A 23682-nucleotide genomic window follows, 5' to 3' on the forward strand; every position below is an offset into this window, starting at 1 on the left:
CTATTGCACGCTCTTGATGCGGGTCAGGTCGGGCAGCTTCTTGACCAGCTGCAGGGCCATCCGGAGCTGGTTGTCCCGGGTCAGCATTTCCTTGGCCTTGTCCGAGAGCTTGAAGCCCGAGTCCTTCTTGGTCCCGTTGTCGACTTCGATGTGCCCCGAGAGATCGCGCTCGCGCATGATCCGGCCGGGGGCCCCGTCCTCCTCGCGCACGGGCTCGAAGGCGTAGGCCAGGTCCGGGCTGATGCCCTCGGCCTGGATGGAGCGGCCGCTGGGCGTGTAGTACAGGGCCGTGGTCATGCGGATGCCCGAGCCGTCGGACAGGGGGATCACGGTCTGCACCGTGGCCTTGCCGAAGGTCCGTTCGCCCACCAGCAGGGCGCGCTTGTGGTCCTGGAGCGCACCGGCCACGATCTCCGAGGCCGAGGCGCTGCCCGCGTTGATGAGCACCACCATGGGCACCTTCACGTCCCCGGCCGAGGCGCGGGCGTCGAAGTCCTTGCGCGAGGCCTTGTCGCGGCCCTGGATGTAGACGATGTTGCCTTCGGACAGGAAGGTGTCGGCCACGGAAACGGCCTGGTCCAGCAGCCCGCCGGGGTTGTTGCGCACGTCCAGGATCACGCCCTTGAGCTCGTGGGCCTTGACGTAGTCCTTGATGGCCGCGCGCATCTCGCGGGTGGTGTTCTCGTTGAAGCGGATCAGCCGGAGGTACAGGTAGCCGTCGCCCAGGACCTCGCTGCGCGCGCCCCGGATGGGGATGGTGGCGCGCTCGATGGCCACGGTCTCGGGCGTGGTGGAATCCTTGTGCAGGATGGTCAGGTCCACGGTGCTGCCCTTGGGCCCGCGAATGCGCTTCACGGCCTCCAGCAGGGTGATGTCCTGGGTGGACTCGCCGTCGATCTCCAGGATCAGGTCGCCGGCCTCGACGCCCGCGCCGTAGGCCGGGGTGTCCTCGATGGGCGCGATGACCGTGAGGCGGCCGTCCTTGATGGAAATTTCGATGCCCACGCCGCCGAACTCGCCGGAGGTGCTGATCTGCATCTCCTTGAATTCCTCGGGCGGCATGAACGAGGAGTGGGGGTCCAGATCGGTGAGCATGCCCTTGATGGCGCTGTTGATGAGGTCCTCACGCGGGACCTCGCGCACGTAGTTCTCCTCGATCAGGCCCAGGACCTGGCTGAGGCGCTTCAACGACGAATACGGATCCGCCTGGGGCTTGGCCTGTATGGGGCCGGTGCTCAGGGTTAGGACGGATATGATGAGAAGAGCGCCGATCCAGGTGGCGAGACGCATGCATGCCTCCGGTCAAGGTTGGGCTTGGCAGGCCGTCCCAAAGCAGCGATCTGCGGCGTTGCTGCGAAAAATTCAAACCCTCGCGTACGGGGAGTACGCGTCGGTCTTACATTTTCTTGCGCCTTGCATCTCACTACTTTTGAACGGCCTGCATGAAATGATTTGTTCAACAGCCTGCTAGTGGAGGGCCTGCCCGTGCGCGGGGGCGGTGTCCAGCACCAGGGCCGCGGGGATGGGCCTAGCCCCGGCCCGCGAGCCATTGTTGAGGGTTAATAGCTTTTTGCCCCAATCGCAACTCAAAATACACGCCGGAGCCCTTGGCGGGCGGGAAGTAACCGGCCGTTCCCAGGGGTTCGCCCTTTTCCACTTCCTGGCCCGCGTTGACGTTGGTGGAGCCCAGAAAGGCGTACAGGGTGTAGTAGTCGTCCCCGTGGTAGAGGATGACCACCTGACCGAAGCCGCGCAGCACGTCGTTGTAGACCACCTTGCCCCAGTGCACGGCCGTGACGCTGGCCCCGTCGGCCGTGGCGAAGCCCAGGCCCTTGCGCGTGTTGGCCCCGTTGGTGGCGGACTTGGGCAGGGCCTTGCCGCTCACGGGCGCGGGCAGGGAGCCCTTGACCGCCGAAAAGCGCCGCCCGGTGGAAGCCTTGATGCGGTAGTCCAGGTCCTTGATCACGGCCATGACCTGGGCCAGGGCCTGCTCCTCGTTGATGCGTTCGGCGCGCACCCGGCGGATGTCGCGCACGAACTCCAGGCGCTTGGCCAGGCTCTCGTCCTTTTTGGCGTCGACGGCGGCCAGTCGTTCGGCGGCCTGGCGGCTCAGGGCCTCGGCGCGCTCCACGGACTCGGCCAGCTTGCGGGACCGCGTGCGCACCTCCTCCATGGCCCGGCGGGCGTCGGCGTACAGGGCCGCGCCCCAGGAGAGGTTGCGGTCCGCCCGGTCCCAGCGGGCCGAGCCCGCCGTGCGGCCGCGCATGTCCGCCACGCGCAGGGGCCACAGGGCGCGCATCAGCCGGGCCAGTTCCGCGCGGGAATCCTCCAGATGCGCGGAGAGCCGGGCATGCTCTCTGCCGGCCGCGTCCCGCTCGGCCTGGAGGGCGGCCAGGGCGCGTTCCTGCTTGTGCAGGTCGGCCTTGAGCCTGTCCAGCTCGTCCTCGGCCCTGGCCAGGTCCCCGTGCAGCTCCCGCTCCTGTTCGGTGAGGCGGGTCAGGGCCTCGCGGCCCTGTTCGGCGCGCTGGCGCTGGGCTTCCAGGGATTCCCGCATGCTGGCGGGGTTCTGGCCCCGGGCGGCGGAGGCCGGGACCAGGGCGGCCAGGAGCAGCAGGACGGCGGTCAGGCGGCGGGCGGCGGTCATCTTTCCAGGAAGGGTTGCAGGGGGCAGGATTCGCAGCGCGGGGACCGGCTGGCGCAGAACTGCTTGCCCACGCGCACGATGAGGGCGTGGTATTCGTTGTACAGCTCCACCGAGTGCGGCAGCACGTCCATGAAGAACTCGCGCATCTCGTCGTACCCCGCGTCCTCGGGAATAAGGGCGTGACGGCTGAGGATGCGTTTGGTATACGCGTCCACTACAAAGGACGGCTTTTCCAGGGCATAGAGCAGGATGCTGTCGGCGGTCTCCGGGCCCACGCCCTTGACGCCGAGGACGGCGTTGCGCAGGTCGTCCGTGTCCCGCTCCGCCAGGGCGGCGAGGTCGTGGCCGCACTCCTCGCGCAGGAACGCCAGCAGCGCCTTGAGGCGCAAGGCCTTGACCCGGTAGTAGCCCGAGGGCCGGATCAGCCGGGCCAGGTCGTCCGCCGCCAGGGCCTCCATCTCCCGGGGGGAGAGGGCCCCGGCCGCGCGCAGGTTGCCCACGGCCTTTTCCACGTTGCTCCAGGCGGTGTTCTGGGTCAGCACCGCGCCCACGGCCACCTCGAAGGGCGTTTCCCCGGGCCACCAGCCGCTGGGGCCCAGGGTGTCGAGCATGGCGTTGTACATGGACAGGAGAAGATCTTCGCGGTTCATGGCGTCCGGGGGAGAGGGTGATTAGGTTGGCGCGAAGTGTAGAACGAGCCGCGGATTCTGGCAAGGGCGCGGCCTGAGGTGTGTATGAATCGCTTGGGAAGATTGGATTCTTTGCGGCCTCCGCAGGACGCGGAGGCGCTCCGTCCGGGGGAGCGCTGGTGGCGGGAGGCCCTGGCCTGGGGCGCGGCGGTGATGGTCCTCGGCTTCGCCCTGCGCTGCCCGGAGATGGGCCGGCTGTTCGATCCCGCGAACATGGTGGTGGGCGAACCCCTGCTGGCGACCCACGACGCCTACGCCTACCTGGCCGGAGCCAAGGGCGTGAGCCGCTACATCATGGACCCGCTGACGCGGCTGTTGGCCGCGGCCCACGCGGTGACGGGCATCGGCCTGTTGAGCCTGGGGTTCTGGCTGCCCCCGTTACTCTCGGGCTTGGCGGCGTTGCCCCTGTGCCTGCTCTGCGCGCGCCTGGGGCGCAACGAGGCCGGAGGCCTGGCCGGGCTGCTGGCCGTGGGCGCCTTCGGCTATCTCATCCGCACCCGCTTCGGATATTTCGACAACGATTTCCTGACCCTGTTCTTCGCCGTGGGCACTGTTTCGGCCCTTGTGCTGTGGCTTCTGCCCCAGTGCCGTTCCTGGTGGCTGCCCGGGGAAGAGGATGACGTGCAGGGCCCGGCGATGCACGTCCTCATGGGCTGGGCCTTCGGGGTCGGCCTGTTCCTGCATGCCTACGTCTGGGTCTATCCCTCGGGGCGGCCCGTCGCCTTCAGCGTGCTGGTCCTGGCCCTGGGACTGGGGCTCGCCCTGGCGCGCCCGGGCCGCAGGACGGGGATGCTGCTGGGGCTGTGCGTGATCCTCGCGGTCCTGCAGCTCGGCTGGCCCGGGCTGGCGGCCGGGGCGGCGCTGTACGCCGTCCTGCGCTGGCGGCCGGAGCTGGGGCGGGGCCGCGCGGCGACGCTGGCCGCCGTGGGGGGGCTGGCCGTGCTCGGCGCGCTGACCCTGGCCCCCCAGCTCAAGCAGGTGGCGTATTATCTGACCGTGTATTTCAACCCCACTGGCGCGGAGCAGGACCAGGGCGCGGGGGGCGGTTTGGGCCTGCCGTCGGTCATCAGCAGCGTGCGCGAGGCCGGGAAGCTGGGGACGGCCAAGCTGTTCGGCTACGTGGGCGGCCATCCGGCCCTGTTCGTGCTCGGCGCGGCGGCGTATCTTTGGGCCGTCGTGCGGCGGCCGTTGCTCGTCCTGTTCGCGCCCGTGCTGGGCCTGGGGCTGGCGGCCCCGTGGCTGGGCGTGCGCTTTTCCATGTACGGCGGCGCGGCCCTGGGCCTGGGGCTCGGCCTGGCCGCTGCGGACCTGGGCCGCGCCCGGCTGTCCGGCCGCAACGCCAGGCTTGGGCTGCAGGGGGCGCTCACGGCGGTCCTGTTCGGAATCCTGTTCCTGCCCGCCAGTCACCTGAGCGCCCGCCCGGCCGTGCCCAGGGCCCTGGCCGAAGCCTACATCGAACTGCGGGATCTGGCCGCGCCCGACGCCGTGCTCTGGCAATGGTGGGACTATTCCTACGGGGCCCAGTTCTTTGCGGAGCGCGACACCTTCGGCGACGGGGCCCGCCATTCCGGGGACTGGCTCTATCCCCTGGCCCTGGTGCATTCCTCGTCATCGCCCCTGCGCTCCGCCCGGGTCATGCAGGCCCTGGGCGCGTCCTGGCGCGAACAGGCCGAAAAATGGAAGGCCGAGAGCGCGGGATATCCCGGCGCCCGGCTGGAGATGCCGTCCGTCGACCCCCTGGGGCCGGTGCGCGCCATGGACGGGGACGAGGCCACGCGGTTTTTCAAGGACCTGGGCCAGATGGACGCGGAATCCTTCGGCCCCAGGCCGGAGCAGTATCTGGCTCTGAGCTGGGATTCCATGCACTTCCTGGGCTGGATCAACTACTACGGGTCCTGGGACCTGGCCACGGGCGACGGCGTGCGGTCCGCTTCGAGCCTGGTGCCGGGCGGGAGCATCGACTTCGTGCAGGGCAGGGCCCTGCGCCCGGACGGCAAATCCGTGGCCCTGGGCGGGCTCTACTACATCGACAAGCAGCTCCGCGTCCGCCACCGCTCCTGGATGCGCTTCGGCGTGCCGTACTGTGTGGCCAACGCGGCCCGGGGCGAGATGTACCTCATGGACGGGGACATCTACCGCTCCATGATGGTGTCCATGCTCCTGGGCTCGCCCAGCGCCTTCGAACCCTACTTCACCCTGGTGGTGGACAAGGGCCCCGAAGCCCGCATCTACCGCGTCAACTGACCCCCGCGCGCAAGCAAACAAAAACGCCGCCGTCCCCGAGGGAACGGCGGCGTTTGCTTTTTACGGTTGGCCGCAAACAGTCACAAAGCGTGCGAGTGCAAGGCGCAAGAAAAATTAAAGGCCGACGCGTATCTTGAATACGCGAGGGTTTTAATTTTTCGCAGCAACGCAGCAATCGTGCGGTTTGTGGCTGTTTGCTACCATTCGAAGCGGCGGATGCTGTTGATGTAGACGGGATCCACGGGCACGTCGTCGTGCATGCCGGCGCTCTTGGTGCGCACCTTGCGGATCTTGTCCACCACTTCCATGCCCTCGCTGACCTGGCCGAACACGCAGTAGCCCCAGCCTTCGTCCGTGGGCGAGGAGTGGTTCAGGAAGGCGTTGTCCTCCACGTTGATGAAGAACTGGGCCGTGGCCGAGTGCGGGTCCATGGTCCGGGCCATGGCCACGGTGCCGCGCAGGTTCTTCACGCCGTTGTCCGCCTCGTTCTTCACCGGGGCGTTCGTGTCCTTTTCCTTCATCATGCCGGTCATGCCGCCGCCCTGGACCATGAAGTTGGCGATGACGCGGTGGAAGATGGTGCCGTCGTAATGCTCGGCGTCCACGTAGGACAGGAAGTTCTTCACGGTATCCGGGGCCTTGTCCTCGAACAGTTCGATGACGACCTCGCCCATGGCGGTTTCCATGAGCACAAGGGGATTGTCAGCCATTATGTCGCTCCTTGGGGATCGGGTTCATGTAGCCCCAGCCAGATAGGCCAAAACGCCGCGCAAGTCACCCCCCGTCATCAGGCTGCTTTATGCAGGCCGTTCAAAAATGGTGAGATGCAAGGCGCAAGGAAAATCAAGACCGACGCGTACTCCCCGTACGCGAGGGTTTGATTTTCCGCAGCAACGAAGCAGATCGCCTTTTTTCAACGGCCTGCCGTGGCCAAATTCAGATAGGCGGCGCGCAGGGGGGCGTTGTTCAGGGCCTCGGCGAAATGCAGGTACAGGGGGCGCAGGATTTCGCGGCGCAGGGCCGGGGCCAGGGCGCGGCGCGCCTCGGGCCGGGACGCGGGCACGGCGCGCAGGCGTTCCGAAAGGGCTCGCGCCCGGTGCGAGGCGCGGTGCGCGGCGTCCACCGAGGCCAGGCCCGAGGCCCCGGCGCGCTCGCCGAGTTCGGGGTGCTCCAGCAGCCGCGTGAGCAGGGCCGCCAGGGCGTCCATGTCGTCCACGGGGTAGGTGAACAGGTCGCGGCCGTCGGGGAACAGCTCGTCCTGGCCGTGGCCCACCCGGGGCGTGGCCAGGCACGCGCCCGTGCCCAGGGCCTCGAAGACCCGGAAGTTGAGGTCCCCGGCCTCGCAATAGTTGAGCACCACCCGCGCCCTGGGGAACAGGTCGCCGAAGTCCCCGCGCGTGACGTGCAGCCCGGGCAGGCGCTGTTTCAGTTCGCCCAGAAAGGCGTGGCGGGCCGGGGTGGTGGCGGGGTCCACGGTGCCCGCGAAGAGCACGTCCCATTCCTTGTCCACGGCCCTGGGGCCCGTGTGGTCCGGGGCCCAGGGCGGCAGCCACCAGAGGCTGTCTTCGGGCATGCCCGCCTCGCGGAACCGGGGCAGGTGGTCCCTGAGGCTCACGGAGCAGAGGTCGAAGGCCCGGGCGTAGAGCGGGTGCCAGGAGTGGATGTGCGAGTCCACGCAGTGGAAGGCCGTGAGGCAGGGCCAGGACTCAACGCCGGCCAGGATGGGCGGCAGGCTGGCGTCGCCCAGGACCACGGCGCGCGGCGCGCCCCCGCAGGCCGCCACGACCTCGTCCCAGGCAACCATGCGCGCCTCGCGCCGCTCCAAAAGGGCCACGTCCCAGCCCTGGGCGCGCATCTTTTCGCAAAAATAGGGGTTTCCGATCCAGCACAGGCGATCCATGGGCGGCAGGGTAGCCTAAAACCCCGCGCCGGAAAAGAGCCGCCGTCCGGGTTGAGGCCAAGGCCAAAAGCGGCTATGCAACACCGTCACGAGGGCTGCACCGCCCCATCCCAAAATCAGAGGAGAGCCGCATGGGCGCATTGCAAGTCACTCCGGTCCATCCGGAGCCGGAATTCGATTTTATGTATTTCCTGGAGGTCTGCGGGGAGAGCCGTGTGGACCAGGACGTCCTGGAACGCCTGGGCGCGGCCTGGGACGACTGGAAGGACCGCATGCACGCCTTCAAGCTCACGCCGTCCTCGTCCACGAACGACGACGGCTTTCTGCTGGTCTACCTTTCCGAGGGCGTGGAGAACGCCGTGGAGGAGGCCTGGCAGCGTTCCCCGGAGGACGGCATGTTCTTCCACAACCTGGCCATCACCCTGGTCATGAGCGCGGCCCAGAGCCTGATCCCCGAGATGGAGGGGGCCTGCGCGCCCCTGCCGCGTCCCGGGGCCGAGGTCCAGGAGTTTTTGGCGGCCCGGGGCCTGGAGTGGAACCAGAACATCGGGGCCCTGAACCGCCAGTACGCCGTGTACACGCCCATGCCCTACCGGGGCGGCTGCGAGCTGTGCATGCAGTCGGACACCTGTCCCAACTCCACCCTGCGCGGGGCCGGGCAATGAGCCTCGCGCGTGAGGCCATGCGCGAGCACGTGCGCGGCGTGATCCTCGAACGCCTGGACCGGGAGGCCGGAAGGCGCGCCGAGGCCCTCACGGAGTTCTTCGCCGTGACCATGGCCGACGCCGATCCCCGGGCCGTGGACCGGCTGGCCGAGCTGGTGCCCCCGGTGCTGCCCGAGCTGTACGAGAAATGGGTGGCCATGTTCCTGGAGCGGTTTTTCGAGACCGTGCCCATGGACCAGCTGGAGCACCTCTGCGACGGGTCCGAGGGCAACAACGCCGCCCTGATCCTGGTCTACCTGATGTTCCTGGAGTCCGAGCGCATGGAGGCCCAGATCGACAAGGACCTGCGCGAGTACGGGCACAAGATGACCGGGGCCGACGACGCGGGCGACCTGGCCGCGGCCTACATCCGGGCCCGCATGGCCAAGCTGGGCAAGGATCTGAGGGGCTCCGGGGATAACTAGGCCGCGTCCGGCCCTCGGGGAGGGAGCCATGCAGCGCGTACCGGGCTTCGTTCTTTTCCTGCTCCTGGCCCTGGCGGTCGCCTGTCCCGCCCGCGCGGCCGCGCCGGTGCTGCCCGCGGCCGTGCTGGGCGGCATGCCCCACGACACCGAGGCCTTCACCCAGGGCCTGTTCTTCCACCAGGGCCGCCTCTATGAAACCACGGGCCGCCGGGGCCGCTCCCGCCTGGCGGAACTGGACCCGGCCACGGGCCGCGTGCTGCGCACTTTCCCCCTGGACAAGCGGCTCTTCGGCGAGGGCGCCGCGGCCGTGGACGGCGCGTGCTGGTGGCTGACCTGGACCGCCGGGCGGGCGTTCAGGATCGACCTTGCCACCTTTCGCATCCTGGACGAGCGCGCCTATGGGGGACAGGGCTGGGGCCTGGCCCACGACGGGGCGGGGCGCCTGTACATGAGCGACGGCAGCGACATCCTCACCGTGCGCGACTCCGGCGATTTCCGCGAACTCACGCGCCTGCCCGTGCGCGACGGGGGGCGGCCCGTGTCCCTCCTGAACGAGCTGGAATGGGTGGACGGGCTGCTCTACGCCAACGTCTGGGGTTCGCCCCGGGTGGCGGTCATCGACCCGGCCACGGGGCGGGTCCTGGCCTGGCTGGACCTCTCTTCGCTGGTCCCCGCGAATCTCCCCGATTCCCAAGCGGTGGCCAACGGGCTGGCCTGGGACCGGGAGGGCGGCTGCCTGCTGGTCACGGGCAAGCTCTGGCCCCAATTCTTCCGTTTGCGCCTGCCGGACATCCGCTGAAAGGGGGGCTTTTCCCGCGCCGGGCCTTGCGGCACGGGATTTCGGTCGTCTCTAGAAAAAGTCTTGATTACTTGTCACGATACCTGCTATGAAACTCTCAGGTTATTTGGGAAGAAAGGTTTCCTCTTGTACCACGGAGGGGTTGCATGCCACAGGTCGCAGCGCGCGTCACGAACGAGCACGAACAGTGGCTGAAGGAGTATTTCCGCACCAAGAGCGCCGGGGCCGAGTTCGTCGTGCCCTGGGCTGTGGATACTTTTTTCCGGTCCATCAACACGGTGCGGGGGCAGTTTTCAGCCGGCGAGCTGAAGACCATCCTCGAGGCCCACAAGGACGTGAAGCTCCTTCCGGACCAGTCCCGGCTGGCGTATCTGCAGCTGCGCGTGCAGGACGCCTGCGACCTGAACATGGCCCACGTCAAGTACGGGGCGGGCAAGGCCAACATCGAGGCCAAATTGAAGCGCCTCAACGACATCCAGGCCGCTGCCCTGATGATCTGGGCCACGGCCTTCTGGGTCAGCAAGGAGCAGAAGGAATCCGACATGGACGAATACGTCCGCCAGATCAGCTGACCCCCCCGGCGGGGATATCTAGGAATTCCAGGCCGTGCCGCAGGGCGCGGCTTTTTTTATGCCCTCTTTTCGGCGCTCCTGTTTCGCGTCCCCCGTCCCGATGGTAAAGAAATGTCATGCCCCGTCCGATAAACAGGGAGAGCGCATGCGGCGAGGGCGCATGGTCCGCGCGCACCGGCCCCCGCCGCCCCCATTTCCAGCCCGGATCAGGCCGGGTCAAGGAAGGACACGTCATGACGAAATGGTTCATAGCGATGGCTTTGCCCGTGTTGCTGTTGGGATGCCAGTCCCAGTTGCCCGTGGCCACGACCTACCCCATGACCGGCCAGCACAAGATGCAGGCCGCCGAGCACTGGAACATCCTGGCCGCCGACGTGGCCGGGCGTGTGGCCCGGGCCGTGCACGACAGGGTGGAGCTCAGGCTGCTGGCCATCGACGTGGACACGGACCAGGTCGACGGCCCGTTTCACCAGGTGTTCAAGGAGCTGCTGCGCTCCCAGCTCGTGTTCCAGGGCCTGCAGGTCTCGGACAAGGAGGAGAACCAGCTGGAGCTGCGCTACAAGGTGCAGATGGTGCGCCACGGCATGCGCTTCCAGCGTCCGCCCCCGGGCCTGCTCACGGCCATCGGCGCGGGCATCGCCGTGGCCCGCGACCACCTGACCGTGAAGAGCATCTACGCGGCCGCGCCCCTGGGCGCGCTGGTGGACGTGACCATCGGGTCCCTGAGCATGCATTCCAACAACGAGATCGTGATCACCACGGAACTGGTCTGGCGCAACCGCTTCGTGATGCACGCCTCGGACATCTATTACATCAACGACCCGGACTACCGGCAGTACGGGCTGCCCATCCCCGAGGTGGCCCTGCAGGAGCCCGGGGTGGCCGACGCGCCCGAGCCCCTGGCCGAGCCCGCCAGGGTGAGCGTGGGAGTCGTCAATGAGTAGCCAAGGGAGGCCCTCCATGTTCGTCAGATTTCTCGCCGCCTGCGTGCTGGCGGCGTCCTGCGCGGGGTTGGCGGGATGCGGCGCGTTGCAGCGCCTGGCCGAGGCCCCGGCCCCGGCCGCCAAGGCCGGGCCCGCGGCGCCCGCGGACTACGTGCAGCCCGTGACCACGGCCTGGGAGGGTGACTCCCTCATCGCCCAGAGCCATGTGGCCGCCGACGGGCTGGTTGCCAACCTCGCCAACCGTCTGCCCCAGGGCGCGGGCATACTGGCCGCAACCTTCGTGGACCGCGACAATTTCGACCAGTCCTCGTCCCTGGGCCGCCTGGTGTCCTCCCTGTTCGTGAACCGTCTGGCCCAGGCCGGATACGGGGTCACGGAATTCCGCCTGCGCGGGAACATGGGCATCCGCGTGCGCGAGGGCGAGTTCGCGCTGTCGCGCAAGACCGCCCAGTACATGAAGATGACCTTCGACGCCTCGGCCATGCTCGTGGGCACCTACACCCTGGACCAGGAGGCCGTGTTCGTGTCCGCCGACGTGGTGCGCCTGGAGGACGGGCGCATCCTGGCGGCCTACGACTTCGCCGTGCCCCGCGATGGGGTGGTGCGGCGGCTGTTGGACGACGGCAAAAAGGACGTGGTCTTCGCCAGCTACCTGCGCAACCGCGCGGGCGGCCCGGCGCTGGGGATGGCCGGCGACGCCTTCGCGCCCCTGGACCTGCGGGAGCTCCCCCTGGAGGCTCCGGCCACCGGCGCTCCGGCCCAGGTCCCCGGCCCGGCGGAGGTGCCCGGGCCCTTCAGGCTCTTCCCGCCCACCGGCCAGGGCGGGGCCTTGCGCTGACCCCCGCGCAGCGAGCCTTCGCAAACATGCTTTGGGGGGCGGCGGCCGGTCATCGGGACCTTCGGAGAAAGGAACCCGGGACACGGCCGCCGACCATTTTCAGGCTTTCGCGGCCCCCGCGCCCTTCACCGTGCGGGGGCCGTGGTGTATAGAAAGGGGCCACGGAGGACGACCATGCCCAAGCCATTGCTGACGGCCCTGTGCGCGGCCCTGGTTCTGCTGACCGGCTGCTCCATCAACATCCAGGCCTTCCGCGACTACGACCAGCCCTATGCAGAGGCCGTGCTCTCGGGCTCGGCCCGGGGCAAGGTGCTGCTGCTGCCCCTGCGCGGGTTCCTGTCCACGGCCCCGCGCGAGGGGCTGGTGTCGCGCGCGCCCGGCGCGGTTGAGGAGGCGGCCGCGCAACTGGCCCGCGCGGAAAAGGACCCGGACGTGCGCGCCGTGGTGCTCATGGTGGACAGCCCGGGCGGCTCGGTCACGGCCAGCGAGATCCTGTACCACGAGATCATGGCCTTTCGCGCGCGCACCCAGGTCCCGGTGGTCACTTTGCAGATGGGCCTGGCCGCCAGCGGCGGGTACATGGCCTCCCTGGCCGGGGACGTCATCGTGGCGCACCCCTCCACCATCACCGGGTCCATCGGCACCATCTTCATTTCGCCCAACATTTCGGGACTCATGGACAAGATCGGGGTCAGCGCCGAGGTGGCCAAGTCCGGCGCGCGCAAGGACATGGGCTCGCCCTTCAAGGCCCCGGACCAGGGCGACCAGGCCCTTCTCCAGGCCATGATCGACGACCTGAACTCCCGTTTCCTGGCCCTGGTGGGCGAGCGCAGAAAGCTTGACCCCAAGGCGCTGGACGATGTAGCCGATGCGCGGGTGCTCACGGCTTCCCAGGCCCTGCGCCTGGGCCTGGTGGACAAGGTGGGCTTCGCCGAGGACGCCCTGGCCGAGGCCCGGGCCCTGGCCGGGCTGCCCGAGGACGCGCGCGTGGTGGCCTACCGCCGCGCGAGCGTGGCCGAGGACACCCTGTACAACACGGCCGCGAGCGCCTGGGACGGCCGTTCCCCGGCCCTGGTGGACCTGGGGCCGGCGCGGCTGCCTGAGGCTCATGCCGGATTCCACCATTTGTGGGCCCCGGGGTTTTCCAACTGAGGACGTCGAGAAATTCAGCACGCACAGGCCCCCGCGCGAGGGGCGAAGGAGAGGGCGGATGAGCGACGAATGGATTCTGGTGGGGACCTTCCCCGATTACAACGACGAGGCCTGGGCCGAGCAGAAGCGCTGGAGCGACGTGGCCGAGGACGTGGCCCTGTATCCGGACATGAACGTGCGCGTGGTCAAGCTCAAGGACGGGGGCGTGCGCGTGGAGGTCTCCCAGGACCTGTACAGCTTTTTCCAGGGCCAGCCCGGCTCGTTCTAGGCCGCGGCCCCTTTGCGAAAACAAAGGCCGGGCCCCTCGCGGGGTCCGGCCTTTGTCGTTTACGGCATCCGGCTAGTGGTCGCAGATGTTCTGGCCGAGCATCAGGTCGCCGTCCAGGTAGGCCTTGACCACTTCCTCGGGCGTGCCCGGCTGGGCGCCCACCAGGACCTTCAGGCCCCGCTCGGTGAACAGGCTCTGGGCGCGCGCGCCCATGCCCCCGGCGATGACCAGGTGCGCGCCCTGGTCCGCCAGCCAGTTGGGCAGCACGCCGGGCTCGTGGGGCGGGGGCGTGCGGTCGTCGCGGGATTTGATCTCCTTGGTCTTGGGATCGACCGTGAGCAGGGAGAAGACCTCGCAGTGCCCGAAGTGCAGGCAGAGCTGGCCCTGGGCCACGGGCATGGCGATGACCAGGTCGCCGTTGTCCGTGGCGATGGGCGCGGCCTCCGGGGCCGGGGCCTTGGCGGCCAGCCCGGCGGGCATGGCGGTCTCCTGCAGGCGTCCGGCCATCTGGATGATGGGCTTGACGATGTGGTTCAGGGCCTCGCCCGTGGGGGTGTGGTCCCCGCCGGTCTTGAGGATGGAATAGCCCTCGTCGCCCGAGCGCCTGAGCTCGGGGTCCAGGGGGATGCGGCCCAGGAATTTCACGTTCAGCTCCTTGGCCAGCTCCTCGCCGCCGCCGGAACCGAAGATGTCCTCCACGTGCCCGCAATTGGAGCACACGTAGCCGCTCATGTTCTCGATGATGCCCAGCACCGGGTTGCCCACTTCGCCGCAGAAGGTCACGGAGCGGCGCACGTCGTCGATGGCCACGCCCTGGGGCGTGGTCACGATCACGGCCTGGGCTTCCTTGCCGATCTCCTGCAAGGCGGACAGGGGCTCGTCACCCGTTCCCGGAGGGCAGTCCACGATGAGGAAATCCAGGTCGCCCCAGGCCACGTCGGAGATGAACTGGCGGATCAGGCCGATCTTCACCGGGCCGCGCCAGATCACCGCGTCCATCTTGCTGGGCAGGAGGAAGCCCAGGGACATCACGGAAAGATGCGAGGAGTAGGGCACCGGCTCGATGGTGTCCTGCCCGATGTTAGGCTTGACCTCTTCCAGGGACAACAGGCGCGGCACGCTGGGGCCGTGCACGTCCACGTCCAACAGGCCCACCTTGAGCCCGGCCATGGACAGGGCCACGGCCAGGTTGGTGGCCACGGTGGACTTGCCCACCCCGCCCTTGCCGGACATCACCACCAGCTTGTGCTTGATGCGCGACAGGGCTTTCTTGATTTTCTGGTCCTGGGGGTTCTCCTGGCAGCCGGAGCACCCGCTGCCCTGGCTGGAGCAGCTTCCACACGAATCGCTCATATCCTTCCCTCCTAGAGAGTTTTCGCCGTATCAGCCCAGTTGGCAGCCAAGCAGGCGTTCTATGCGTTCCCGGATGCGGCGCATGTCCTCGCCGCGGCCCCGGGGATCGTATTCCACTACGGATTGGGCCCTGATCTGCGCCTGGGTGAAGGCCGGATCGTAGGGCAGCTCCCCGGCCACCTCGACGCCCTCGGCCGCGCAGAATTCGCGGATGTCGCGGGTGATCTGGGCGTTGATGCCGGACTTGTTGATAACCACCATCATGGGAATGTCAAAGTGTTTGGCCAAACCGCGCACGCGTTTCAGGTCGTGCAGGGCGCTCGCCGTGGGCTCGGCCACCACCAGGGCCAGGTTGGCCCCGCCCAGGGAGGCGATGACCGGGCAGCCGATGCCCGGAGGGCCGTCCGTGAGGATCAGGTCCGCGCCCCTGGCCTCGGCGATGGCCCGGGCCTGTTTGCGCACCGTGGTCACGAGCTTGCCCGAGTTCTCCTCGGCGATGCCGAGGCGCGCGTGGACCATGGGCCCGAACCGCGTGGCGGACACGTACCACTGGCCGCAGACGCGCGGGTGCATGGCCGCCGCTCCGCTGGGGCAGACGAAGGCGCAGACCCCGCAGCCCTCGCAGTTCTCGCCGATGACCCGGAAGTCTTCGGAGATGGCCCCGTAGCGGCAGTGCTCCGCGCACAGGCCGCAGGAGGTGCAGGCCCCGGGGTCGATGGCCGCGCGTTCCCCGGCCGTGAATTCTTCGCTCTTCTCCACCATGGGCGACAGGATCAGGTGCAGGTCCGCGGCGTCCACGTCGCAGTCCGCCAGGACCTGGTTTTTGCCCAGGGCCGCCAGGGCGGCGGTGACCGAGGTCTTGCCCGTGCCGCCCTTGCCGCTGATGACGACTATTTCCTTCATTTCGCCGCCTCCCGCGCCAGGGTCCGCACCGCGTCCCAGATCCGGGCGTAGTGTTCGCCGAATCCGGGCAGGGCCTCGATGTGCAATTCGCCCCGGGAGTAGGCCTGGGCCGCCTCAAGGCTGTGGGGGATGGTCCCCAGGAGCGGGATGCCCTCGCGCTCCAGGTATTCGGCCACGCGCCCGTCGCCCATGCCGTCGCGGTTGATGACCACGCCGAATGGGATGGCGAGCTGGCGCAGGGTCTGCACGGCCAGGTCCAGGTCGTGCAGGCCGAAGGGCGTGGGCTCCGTGACCAGGATGGCGAGATCCGCTCCGTCCAGGGCCTTGATCACCGGGCAGGACGTGCCCGGCGGGCAGTCGATGAGCTCCACAGCGGCCCCGGGCAGGCGCTTCTTGACCTCCTCGATGAGGGGCGGGGCCATGGCCTCGCCGATGCGCAGCAGGCCGTCGGCGAAGGACATGCCCCGGGCCGTCCCGGTGCGCACCTCGCCGATGTCGCGTCGGCCCTCGCTGATGGCGTCCTCGGGGCAGGCCAGGGAGCACAGGCCGCAGCCGTGGCACAGCTCCGGAAAGACCATGACCTCCCCGGCCATGAGGATCAGGGCCTTGAAGCGGCATTCGCGCACGCACACGCCGCAGGCGTCGCCCGTGCAGGCCGCCTCGTCCACAATGGGCACGGGCACGCCCGCGCTCTCGGTCGCGGCGATGTCGGGCGGCAGGAACAGGTGCAGGTTGGGCTCCTCCACGTCGCAGTCCGCGACGGCGACGCTCTGGCCCAGGCCCGCGATATGAGCGGCAAGGTTCGCGGCCACGGTGGTCTTGCCCGTGCCGCCCTTGCCGCTGGCAATGGCGATTCTCATGTCGATCCCTTGTTTGGGTGTTCGCGCTCGGCTTACCAGTGGCCGTCCTTGTCCGGCCCCTGGGCCTGGGAAAGGGTCCCGGCCTTGTAGGCCGCCAGGGCCTCGGCCACGGTGCCCGAGTCGCAGAAGTAGATGGCGATGCCGCCCTTGTTCAGGGCCAGGTAGGCCTTGGGGCCCACGTGGCCGGTGACCACGGCCTTGGCGCCCGTGGCGGCCACGTTCTGGGCGGCCTGGATGCCCGCGCCCTGGGCCAGCTGCATGTTCTGGTCGTTGTCCGCATAGCCGGTCTCCCCGGTCTCGGTGTCCACCAGGACGAAGCCGGCGGCCCTGCCGAACCGGGAATCCAGGGCGCTGTCGAGGCCCTGGCCCTGGCTGGTGATGGCGATTTTCATGACTTGGTCTCCCATTTTCGGCCCCCGGGGCGCTGTCCGGCCCCTCGGGCGCATGATTGGTTGCGGTTGCGCATGCCGCCGCAGCCCCGGCCCAGGCCGGGCTGGTCGCAGCGCGGGCCGCCGCATCCGGGCATGGACAGGGCCTCCAGGCCGCCCGCGTTCCAGGCGGCCAGGACCTCGTCCACGTCGCCGCTGACCCAGGGCCGGACGCGCACGCCCGTGATCTCCAGGTGGCGGCGGCAGCAGCCGGTGATGCCGCCGCACACGAACTCCCGCACCCCGCAGGCGGCCATGGCCCGGGCCAAAGAGGCCGGGTCGCGGTCCGGGGGCGCGATGCCGCCCTCGGGCTCGGCGTGGCCGTCCTGTACGCGGTACAGGCGGTACTGGTCGGCGTTCTCGGCCAGGGATGCCAGGCGGTCGCCATAGCAGGCCAGGCACAGCAGCATGCGTCAGTCTCCTTGTTCTTGGCCCGGGGCAGGGGTGCGCCCGGGCAGGGAGAGGCTAAGCATAAGCGGTGCCAGAAAAGAAACCGTTTTATTGCAGCAAGATAGAATATGAGGGTTGAACTAGGTGGACGCGAAACGCGCCCATTCAAAGAGGCGGCAGGCTTATTTCAGGCCCAACTTTTCACAGCGCGCCAGGGTCCGGCGCAGGGTGTCCTTGGAGATTTCCAGCTCGCGGCAGGCGGCCATGCGGCGGCCGCCGTTGCGCTGGATGGCCGCCAGCACCGCGCGGCACTTGGCCTCCTCCAGGGTCATGGGCTCGGAGCAGGGCCTGTCCAGGTCCATGGAGCGCCCGGCGGGCTGCATCTGCTCGGGCAGGTGCTCCACCTGGATGAACCCCGAGGGGCAGAGGATGGCCGCGAACTCCAGGATGTTCTCCAGTTCGCGCACGTTGCCCGGGAAGGAATGGCGCATGAACAGGGCCATGACGTCCTCGGACACGCCCTCGATGTCCTTGCCCTGCACCGCGTTCAGGCGGCGGATCACGTGGTTCACCAACAGCGGGACGTCCTCGCGGCGTTCGGCCAGGGACGGCAGGCGCAGCTGCACCACGTTCAGGCGGTAGTAGAGGTCCTGGCGGAAGCGGCCTTCGGCCACCAGGGCCTGGAGGTCGTGGTTGGTGGCCGCTACCACGCGCGCGTCCGTGGTTTCGCTGCGCACCGCGCCCAGGGGCTCGTAGCTCTTGTCCTGCAGCACTCTGAGCAGCTTGACCTGCAGGGGCATGGGCATGTCCCCGATCTCGTCCAAGAAGATGGTCCCGCCCTTGGCCTGCTGGAAGCGGCCGGGCTTGTCGCGCTTGGCGTCGGTGAAGGCCCCGGCCTTGTAGCCGAAGAGCTCGCTCTCCAGCAGCGTTTCGGGCAGGGCCCCGCAGTTCACGGCCACGAAGGGGGCCGAGGCGCGGTCCGAAAGGTTGTGCAGGGCCCGGGCGAAGAGTTCCTTGCCCGTGCCCGAGTCGCCCAGGATCAGGGCCGTGGCGTCGGAGCGCGCCACCTGGGGCAGGATGGCGAAGATTTTCTCCAGGGCCGGGCTCTTGCCCACGATGTCCTCGAAGGTGTGGGAGCGCTCCACCTCGCGGCGCAGGCGGTGGATATCCGAGAGGTCGCGGAAGGACTCCACCCCGCCGATGAGCTTGCCCGCCTCGTCGTGCAGGGGCGCGGCCGAGATGGACACGGGCACCTTCTCCCCGTCGGTGCGCACGATGAAGATGGACTTGCCGCTCACGGCCGGGGCCCCGCCCACGCAGGCCTTCAGCGCGCACTGGCCGTCGCAGAGGCTGGAGTGGAACACGTCCCAGCACTTGCTGCCCAGGGCCTCGGACGCGGGCACGCCCGTGATGTGGCTGGCCGCCTCGTTGAAGGAGGTGATGTTCCAGTCCAGGTCCACCGTGAACACGCCGTCCGCGATGCCGGCCAGGATGGTCTCACAGGGGAGTTGCTTGGGAATCGCCATATCGCGCCCTCAGGCTGCCCATAAACGCACGATTGCTGCGTTGCTGCGGAAAATCCAAACCCTCGCGTATGTTGAATACGCGTCGGTCTTGGATTTCCCTTGCGCCTTGCACTCGTACATTTCTGAACAGCCTGAACTAAGGAATTTTATTGATTAGTCCTACAGGCCCTTCTTCTCCTTCACCTCGGTCCGCAGCCAGTCGTACCAGCCGTCCAGGCCTTCGCCCGTGCGGCAGGAGATGGGGAAGATGGCGATGCCCTTGTTCAGGGCCGTGGCGAAGCGCTTGGCGCGCTCCATGTCGAAGTCCACGTAGGGCAGAAGGTCCACCTTGTTCAGCAGCATCACCGCGGACTCGGAGAACAGCAGGGGGTATTTCTCGGGCTTGTCGTCGCCCTCGGGCACGGACAAGAGGGAGATCTTGTGGTCCTCGCCGACCTCGAATTCTGCCGGGCAGACCAGGTTGCCCACGTTCTCCACGAACAGGATGTCCAGGCCCTTCATGTCGATGGAGCCCAGGGCCTCCAGGACCATGGAGCTGTCCAGGTGGCAGGCGCCGTCGGTGTTGATCTGCACGGCCTGGGCCCCGGTGGCGGCCACGCGGCGGGCGTCGTTGTCCGTCAAGATGTCGCCTTCGATGACGGCCATCTTGAATTCGCCGGAGAGGTCCGTGAGGGTCCGCTCCAGGGTGGAGGTCTTGCCCGAGCCGGGCGAGCTGATGAGGTTCAGCACCAGCACCTTGTTGATGCGGAACATCTTCTTGAGTTCGTCGGAGATGCGGTCGTTGGCCTCGAGAATATTGCGGATCACGGGAACTTCCATATCGGCTCCTTTGGCGCTCGGGTTCGGGGATAGTAGTAACCACGCGGGCGGCGTATGGCAACGGGCTATTCGCCCTGGGCTATTCGCCCTCCATGTTGTCCAGGTACAGCTCCTTGCCCTTGAGGACCGCGTGGCCCAGGCCCTCGCCGCACTCGGGGCAGGGCATGAACAGGTCCGAGGCCTCGGGGCTGAATTCGATGCCGCAGCCCGAGCACTTGAGCACCACGGGCAGCTCGACCATCTCCAGCTCGGCCCCTTCCAGGGACGTGCCCAGGGTGCAGGCCTCGAAGGCGAAGGACAGGGCCTCGGGCACCAGGGCCGCGAGCTTGCCGTGGCACACGCGCACGCGGCTGAGCTTGGTCAAGCCGTGCTTCTCCATCTCCTCATTGATGATGGCGACGAGGCTTTGGGCGATGGCCATTTCATGCATGGGGAGGCGATCCTCGGATATGGTTTTGGGGATGGCGGCTGAGGCCGCCGCAGGCCGTTGTATACTCCCGCCGCCGGAAAGGGAAGGCCCAAATCCACGCATCCGGGAAAACACGAAGTTTCTGATATGTTAATGAAAGCCCTTGACGGCGGAAGGGCTTTCTGGTTTTACAATTGATCTGAAAACCTCAATCAAGCTTATATGATCATGATCGCCGCACTGATACTACTCTAGTTTTCCTCGAACGAGGACGGACCAGCCCCACAGGGGGCGGTTTCGACCGTTCGCGGAAAACGTGCGGCAGATGCCTCGTACCTCGCGTACACCTCCCATACAATCATACGGTTTCACGAAGCGCCGGGCTTTCGTCCGGACAAGGAGACGCATCATGTACGTCGGACTGAAGATGCTGACTGATTTCGTGACCATTACCCCGCAGACCAAAGTCCTGGACGCGGACCGGATCATGGAGCGCGAGCGCCTCTGGATGCTGCTGGTCCAGGACGGGGACAAGCTCGCGGGCTACGTGCGCAAGGAGGACGTGCGCAAGGCCCTGCCGTCCGACGCCACCATGCTGGAGCGCCACGAGCTGAACTACCTGCTCACGCGCCTCACCGTGGACCGCATCATGCGCACGGACATCACCTCCGTGCCCCCGGAGACGGAGATCGAGGAGGCCGCGGAGATCATGTACCAGAAGAATCTCGCGGGCCTGGCCGTGACCGACGTGCGCAACAACCTCATGGGGTTCATCAACCGCAGCGTGATGCTCGACGTGCTGGTGGAGGAGATGGGCCTCCGCCAAGGCGGCTCGCGCATTGTCTTCGAGGTGGAGGACCGCACGGGCGTGATCCACGAGGTCTCGGGCATCATCATGGAGATGGGCGTGTCCATCATCTCCACGGGCACCTTCTTCCACAACGGCACGCGCATCGTGGTCTTCCGCGTGCAGGCCGACGACCCCACCCCCATCGCCAAGAAGATCCACGAGCGGGGCTACAAGCTGGTGGGCCCCGAAACCTTCCAGGAGCAGTGGCGTGAGCGATAGCCTCCCCAGCGGCAAACTCCCGGGCGACACCCTCCTGAGCATTCGGGGCCTGACCCTGACCTTCAAGGGCATCGCCGCGCTCCTGGACGTGGGTTTCGACATCCAGGAGGGCAGGATAGCCTCCCTCATCGGGCCCAACGGCGCGGGCAAGACCAGCATGCTCAACTGCATCAGCGGCCGCTACACGCCCGACGAGGGCGAGATCACCCTGTCCGGGGAATCGCTGCTGGCCCTCAAGGCCCACCAGCGCACCCACCGGGGCCTGTCGCGCACCTTCCAGAACATCGCCCTGTTCCGGGGGCTGTCCGTGCTGGACAACCTCATGGTGGGCCGCCACGCGCGTATCGGCTACGGCCTGCTGTCGGCCCTGGCCTACGCGGGCCCGGCGCGCCGCGCCGAGGACAGCCACCGCCGCAGGGTGGAGGACGTCATCGATTTCCTGGGCCTGTCCCCGTACCGCCACCAGCCCGCCGGGCGGCTGCCCTACGGCGTGCAGAAGCGGGTGGAACTGGGCCGGGCCCTGGCCGCGGAGCCGCGCCTGATCCTCCTGGACGAGCCCATGGCGGGCATGAACCTGGAGGAGACCGAGGACATGGCCCGCTACATCCTGGACATCAACGAGGAGTGGGGGGCCACGGTGCTGCTGGTGGAGCACGACATGGGCGTGGTCATGGACATTTCCGACCATGTGGTGGTCCTGGATTTCGGCCAGGTGCTGGCCTCCGGGACCCCGGACCAGGTCAAGAACGATCCGGCCGTGGTGGCCGCCTATCTGGGCGGCGACGCGGCCTACGCGGGAAGGTAGGCATGCGCTGCACACGCACGACAGGACCGGAGGCGGCGTCATGAGCGCCAGACCCTACGACACGACCCTGCCCGGGCTGCTGCTGAAGCAGGCCGCGTCCCAGGGCGGGCGCACGGCCCTGCGCGAGAAGGAGTGGGGCGTGTGGCAGGCCTATTCCTGGGACGACTACCTCGTCGCCGTGTCCGAGTTCGCCGGGGGGCTCAAGGCCCTGGGCTTCGGCAAGGGCGACATCGTGGTGCTCATCGGCGACAACCGGCCGGAATGGCTCTGGGCCGAACTGGCCGTGCAGTCCCTGGGCGGCATGGCGCTGGGGCTGTACCAGGACGCCGTGGCCGACGAGGTGGGCTACGTGTTCGAGCTGTCCCACGCGCGCATGGTGGTGGCCGAGGACCAGGAGCAGGTGGACAAGATCCTCTCCCTGCGCCCGGGCCTGCCGGACCTGGAATACATCGTCTTCCACGACTCCAAGGGCCTGCTCTTCTGCCGCGAACCGGGGCTGATGTCCTTCGACGCGGTGCGCGACAAGGGCCGGGACCTGGCCCCGGACTTCGAGGACTGGGTGGCGGAGCTTTCGCCGGGCGACCCCTGCCTGGTGGCCACCACCTCGGGCACCACGGGCCGCCCCAAGCTGGCCGTGATGAGCCACCGCAACATGCTGGCCATGGCCCACAACCTGGGGCTGGCCGACCCCAAGACCGCGCGCGACGAGTTCGTGAGCTTCCTGCCCCTGGCCTGGATGGGCGAGCAGATGATGGCCGTGGCCTCAGCTCTGCTCTTCGGCTTCACCGTGAACTTCCCGGAGGAGCCGGACACCGTGCAGGAGAACATCCGCGAGATCGGGCCGCACCTGATCTTCTCCCCGCCCCGGGTCTGGGAGAACCTGGCCGCGCGCGTGCAGGTGCGCATCATGGAGACCTCGCCGCTGAAGCGCCTGCTCTACAACATTCTGGCCCCCTGGGGCATGGCCTGGGCCGGGGCCAAGCTGGCCGGGAAAAGGCCCGGGTTCTTCATGCGCCTCAAGCACCGCGTGGCCGACGCGCTGCTGTTCCGCGCCCTGCGCGACCGCCTGGGCTTCTCGCGCCTGCGCAGCGCCTCCACGGGCGGCGCGGCGCTGGGGCCGGACACCTTCAAGTTCTTCCACGCCCTGGGCGTGAACCTGAAGCAGATATACGGGCAGACCGAGATCGCGGGCATCTCCTGCATCCACCGCGACGGGGCCATCGACGTGGACAGCGTGGGCCAGCCCATCCCGGAGACGGAAATCCGCATCGCCGGGGACGGGGAGATCCTCTCGCGCAGCCCGGCCGTGTTCCTGGGCTACTACGCCAACGACGAGGCCACGGCCGAGACCCTCACCGACGGCTGGCTGCGCTCGGGCGACGCGGGGTATTTCAAGGACAACGGCCAGCTGGTGGTCATCGACCGCGTCAAGGACGTCATGCAGCTGGCCGACGGCACGCGCTTCTCCCCGCAGTTCATGGAGAACAAATTGAAGTTCTCGCCCTACGTGCGCGAGGCCGTGGTCCTGGGGCGGGACCGGGAGTTCATCGCGGCCATCGTCTGCATCGACGCGGAGATCGTGGGCCGCTGGGCCGAGGCCCGGCAGATCACCTACACCACTTATCAGGACCTGGCCGCCAAGGAGGCCGTGCGCGACCTGGTGGCCGCCGAGGTGGCGGGCATCAACGCGGGCCTGCCCCAGGAGACGCGCATCCGCCGCCTGGTCCTGCTGTTCAAGGAGCTGGACGCCGACGACGGCGAGCTGACCCGCACGCGCAAGGTGCGCCGCGCCGTGGTCTCGGAGCGTTACGCGGGGCTCGTCGAGGCCCTGTACGACGGCTCGGGCCGCGCGTCCGTGGGGGTCTGCATCCAGTATCAGGACGGGCGCAGCCGCGAGCTGTGCGGGGAAATGGACATCCAGGACGTGGACGCCTGAAGCGA

General features: G+C 68.1%; 25 protein-coding genes. 12 read left to right on the forward strand and 13 right to left on the reverse strand.

Features of this window, described 5'->3' with window-relative positions; all coding sequences use genetic code 11:
• The 3 genes from ACYYG1_RS15020 to ACYYG1_RS15030 form a co-directional block, all read right to left on the reverse strand.
• The gene (locus ACYYG1_RS15020) at positions 1-1290 is read right to left on the reverse strand and encodes a S41 family peptidase (RefSeq protein WP_461211148.1); all 1290 of its coding nucleotides are present in this window, start codon (positions 1288-1290) and stop codon (positions 1-3) included.
• 238 nt (positions 1291-1528) lie between these two features.
• Positions 1529-2644 carry a murein hydrolase activator EnvC family protein gene (locus ACYYG1_RS15025; RefSeq protein ID WP_461211149.1) on the reverse strand — a complete coding sequence of 372 codons (1116 nt, stop codon included), beginning with the start codon at positions 2642-2644 and terminating at the stop codon, positions 1529-1531.
• Positions 2641-3294 (reverse strand): endonuclease III domain-containing protein, encoded by a 654-nt coding sequence (locus ACYYG1_RS15030; protein ID WP_461211150.1) that lies wholly within the window; start codon positions 3292-3294, stop codon positions 2641-2643. Before ACYYG1_RS15030 ends, ACYYG1_RS15025 begins: the two co-directional genes overlap by 4 nt.
• An 84-nt stretch (positions 3295-3378) precedes the next feature.
• Here ACYYG1_RS15030 and ACYYG1_RS15035 point away from each other — a divergent pair, with 84 nt between their 5' ends.
• On the forward strand, positions 3379-5577 hold the full coding sequence (locus ACYYG1_RS15035; RefSeq protein WP_461211151.1) for an STT3 domain-containing protein: 2199 nt from the start codon (positions 3379-3381) through the stop codon (positions 5575-5577).
• 197 nt (positions 5578-5774) lie between these two features.
• Here the strand turns inward: ACYYG1_RS15035 and ACYYG1_RS15040 are convergent, their stop codons facing one another.
• Entirely contained in the window at positions 5775-6287 is a 513-nt protein-coding gene (locus tag ACYYG1_RS15040) for a peptidylprolyl isomerase (RefSeq protein WP_461211152.1), read from the reverse strand.
• A 203-nt stretch (positions 6288-6490) separates the two neighbouring features.
• A complete protein-coding gene (locus ACYYG1_RS15045) occupies positions 6491-7477 on the reverse strand; it encodes a glycosyltransferase family protein (protein WP_461211153.1) in 987 nt (328 codons plus the stop codon).
• A gap of 131 nt (positions 7478-7608) precedes the next feature.
• Here ACYYG1_RS15045 and ACYYG1_RS15050 point away from each other — a divergent pair, with 131 nt between their 5' ends.
• The 8 genes from ACYYG1_RS15050 (at position 7609) to ACYYG1_RS15085 (ending at position 13179) form a co-directional block, all read left to right on the forward strand.
• The gene (locus ACYYG1_RS15050) at positions 7609-8142 is read left to right on the forward strand and encodes a hypothetical protein (protein WP_461211154.1); all 534 of its coding nucleotides are present in this window, start codon (positions 7609-7611) and stop codon (positions 8140-8142) included.
• Positions 8139-8606 (forward strand): hypothetical protein, encoded by a 468-nt coding sequence (locus ACYYG1_RS15055; protein ID WP_461211155.1) that lies wholly within the window; start codon positions 8139-8141, stop codon positions 8604-8606. Before ACYYG1_RS15050 ends, ACYYG1_RS15055 begins: the two co-directional genes overlap by 4 nt.
• Before the next feature lie 28 nt (positions 8607-8634).
• The gene (locus tag ACYYG1_RS15060) at positions 8635-9405 is read left to right on the forward strand and encodes a glutaminyl-peptide cyclotransferase (protein ID WP_461211156.1); all 771 of its coding nucleotides are present in this window, start codon (positions 8635-8637) and stop codon (positions 9403-9405) included.
• A 146-nt stretch (positions 9406-9551) separates the two neighbouring features.
• Complete coding sequence (locus tag ACYYG1_RS15065) at positions 9552-9977, forward strand: hypothetical protein (protein ID WP_461211157.1); 426 nt, start codon at positions 9552-9554, stop codon at positions 9975-9977.
• A 233-nt stretch (positions 9978-10210) separates the two neighbouring features.
• Positions 10211-10921, forward strand: coding sequence for a hypothetical protein (locus tag ACYYG1_RS15070; RefSeq protein ID WP_461211158.1), 711 nt, complete (start codon positions 10211-10213; stop codon positions 10919-10921).
• A gap of 16 nt (positions 10922-10937) precedes the next feature.
• Positions 10938-11759, forward strand: coding sequence for a FlgO family outer membrane protein (locus tag ACYYG1_RS15075; RefSeq protein ID WP_461211159.1), 822 nt, complete (start codon positions 10938-10940; stop codon positions 11757-11759).
• A 174-nt stretch (positions 11760-11933) separates the two neighbouring features.
• The gene (gene sppA, locus ACYYG1_RS15080; protein WP_461211160.1) at positions 11934-12911 is read left to right on the forward strand and encodes a signal peptide peptidase SppA; all 978 of its coding nucleotides are present in this window, start codon (positions 11934-11936) and stop codon (positions 12909-12911) included.
• Between the two features lie 58 nt (positions 12912-12969).
• The gene (locus tag ACYYG1_RS15085; RefSeq protein WP_461211161.1) at positions 12970-13179 is read left to right on the forward strand and encodes a hypothetical protein; all 210 of its coding nucleotides are present in this window, start codon (positions 12970-12972) and stop codon (positions 13177-13179) included.
• A 72-nt stretch (positions 13180-13251) separates the two neighbouring features.
• Here the strand turns inward: ACYYG1_RS15085 and ACYYG1_RS15090 are convergent, their stop codons facing one another.
• The 8 genes from ACYYG1_RS15090 to ACYYG1_RS15125 all read right to left on the reverse strand — a co-directional run bounded on the left by ACYYG1_RS15090 (position 13252) and on the right by ACYYG1_RS15125 (position 19888).
• A complete protein-coding gene (locus ACYYG1_RS15090; RefSeq protein ID WP_461211162.1) occupies positions 13252-14532 on the reverse strand; it encodes an iron-sulfur cluster carrier protein MrpORP in 1281 nt (426 codons plus the stop codon).
• A 30-nt stretch (positions 14533-14562) separates the two neighbouring features.
• A complete protein-coding gene (locus tag ACYYG1_RS15095; RefSeq protein ID WP_461211163.1) occupies positions 14563-15435 on the reverse strand; it encodes an ATP-binding protein in 873 nt (290 codons plus the stop codon).
• A complete protein-coding gene (locus ACYYG1_RS15100; protein ID WP_461211164.1) occupies positions 15432-16295 on the reverse strand; it encodes an ATP-binding protein in 864 nt (287 codons plus the stop codon). Before ACYYG1_RS15100 ends, ACYYG1_RS15095 begins: the two co-directional genes overlap by 4 nt.
• Positions 16296-16327: 32 nt before the next feature.
• Entirely contained in the window at positions 16328-16687 is a 360-nt protein-coding gene (locus ACYYG1_RS15105; protein ID WP_461211165.1) for a NifB/NifX family molybdenum-iron cluster-binding protein, read from the reverse strand.
• The gene (locus tag ACYYG1_RS15110; protein WP_461211166.1) at positions 16684-17133 is read right to left on the reverse strand and encodes a NifB/NifX family molybdenum-iron cluster-binding protein; all 450 of its coding nucleotides are present in this window, start codon (positions 17131-17133) and stop codon (positions 16684-16686) included. Before ACYYG1_RS15110 ends, ACYYG1_RS15105 begins: the two co-directional genes overlap by 4 nt.
• A 162-nt stretch (positions 17134-17295) precedes the next feature.
• Positions 17296-18639: a sigma-54 interaction domain-containing protein gene (locus ACYYG1_RS15115; RefSeq protein ID WP_461211167.1), complete on the reverse strand. Its 1344-nt coding sequence runs from the start codon at positions 18637-18639 to the stop codon at positions 17296-17298.
• Positions 18640-18798: 159 nt separating this feature from the next.
• Complete coding sequence (gene hypB / locus ACYYG1_RS15120; RefSeq protein ID WP_461211168.1) at positions 18799-19458, reverse strand: hydrogenase nickel incorporation protein HypB; 660 nt, start codon at positions 19456-19458, stop codon at positions 18799-18801.
• 79 nt (positions 19459-19537) lie between these two features.
• Positions 19538-19888 carry a hydrogenase maturation nickel metallochaperone HypA/HybF gene (locus tag ACYYG1_RS15125; protein WP_461211169.1) on the reverse strand — a complete coding sequence of 117 codons (351 nt, stop codon included), beginning with the start codon at positions 19886-19888 and terminating at the stop codon, positions 19538-19540.
• 388 nt (positions 19889-20276) lie between these two features.
• Between ACYYG1_RS15125 and ACYYG1_RS15130 the strand changes: the two genes are divergently transcribed.
• Genes ACYYG1_RS15130 through ACYYG1_RS15140 form a run of 3 tightly spaced genes read left to right on the forward strand, consistent with a single transcriptional unit; the run spans position 20277 to position 23677 of the window.
• Positions 20277-20936, forward strand: a complete 660-nt coding sequence (locus ACYYG1_RS15130; RefSeq protein ID WP_461211170.1) for a CBS domain-containing protein — start codon at positions 20277-20279, stop codon at positions 20934-20936.
• Positions 20926-21741: an ABC transporter ATP-binding protein gene (locus ACYYG1_RS15135; protein WP_461211171.1), complete on the forward strand. Its 816-nt coding sequence runs from the start codon at positions 20926-20928 to the stop codon at positions 21739-21741. The genes ACYYG1_RS15130 and ACYYG1_RS15135 overlap by 11 nt, the downstream gene beginning before the upstream one ends.
• Positions 21742-21781: 40 nt before the next feature.
• Positions 21782-23677: an AMP-binding protein gene (locus ACYYG1_RS15140; RefSeq protein WP_461211172.1), complete on the forward strand. Its 1896-nt coding sequence runs from the start codon at positions 21782-21784 to the stop codon at positions 23675-23677.
• Positions 23678-23682: the final 5 nt, after the last annotated feature.

Source organism: Desulfocurvus sp. DL1XJH-121 (assembly GCF_054819825.1).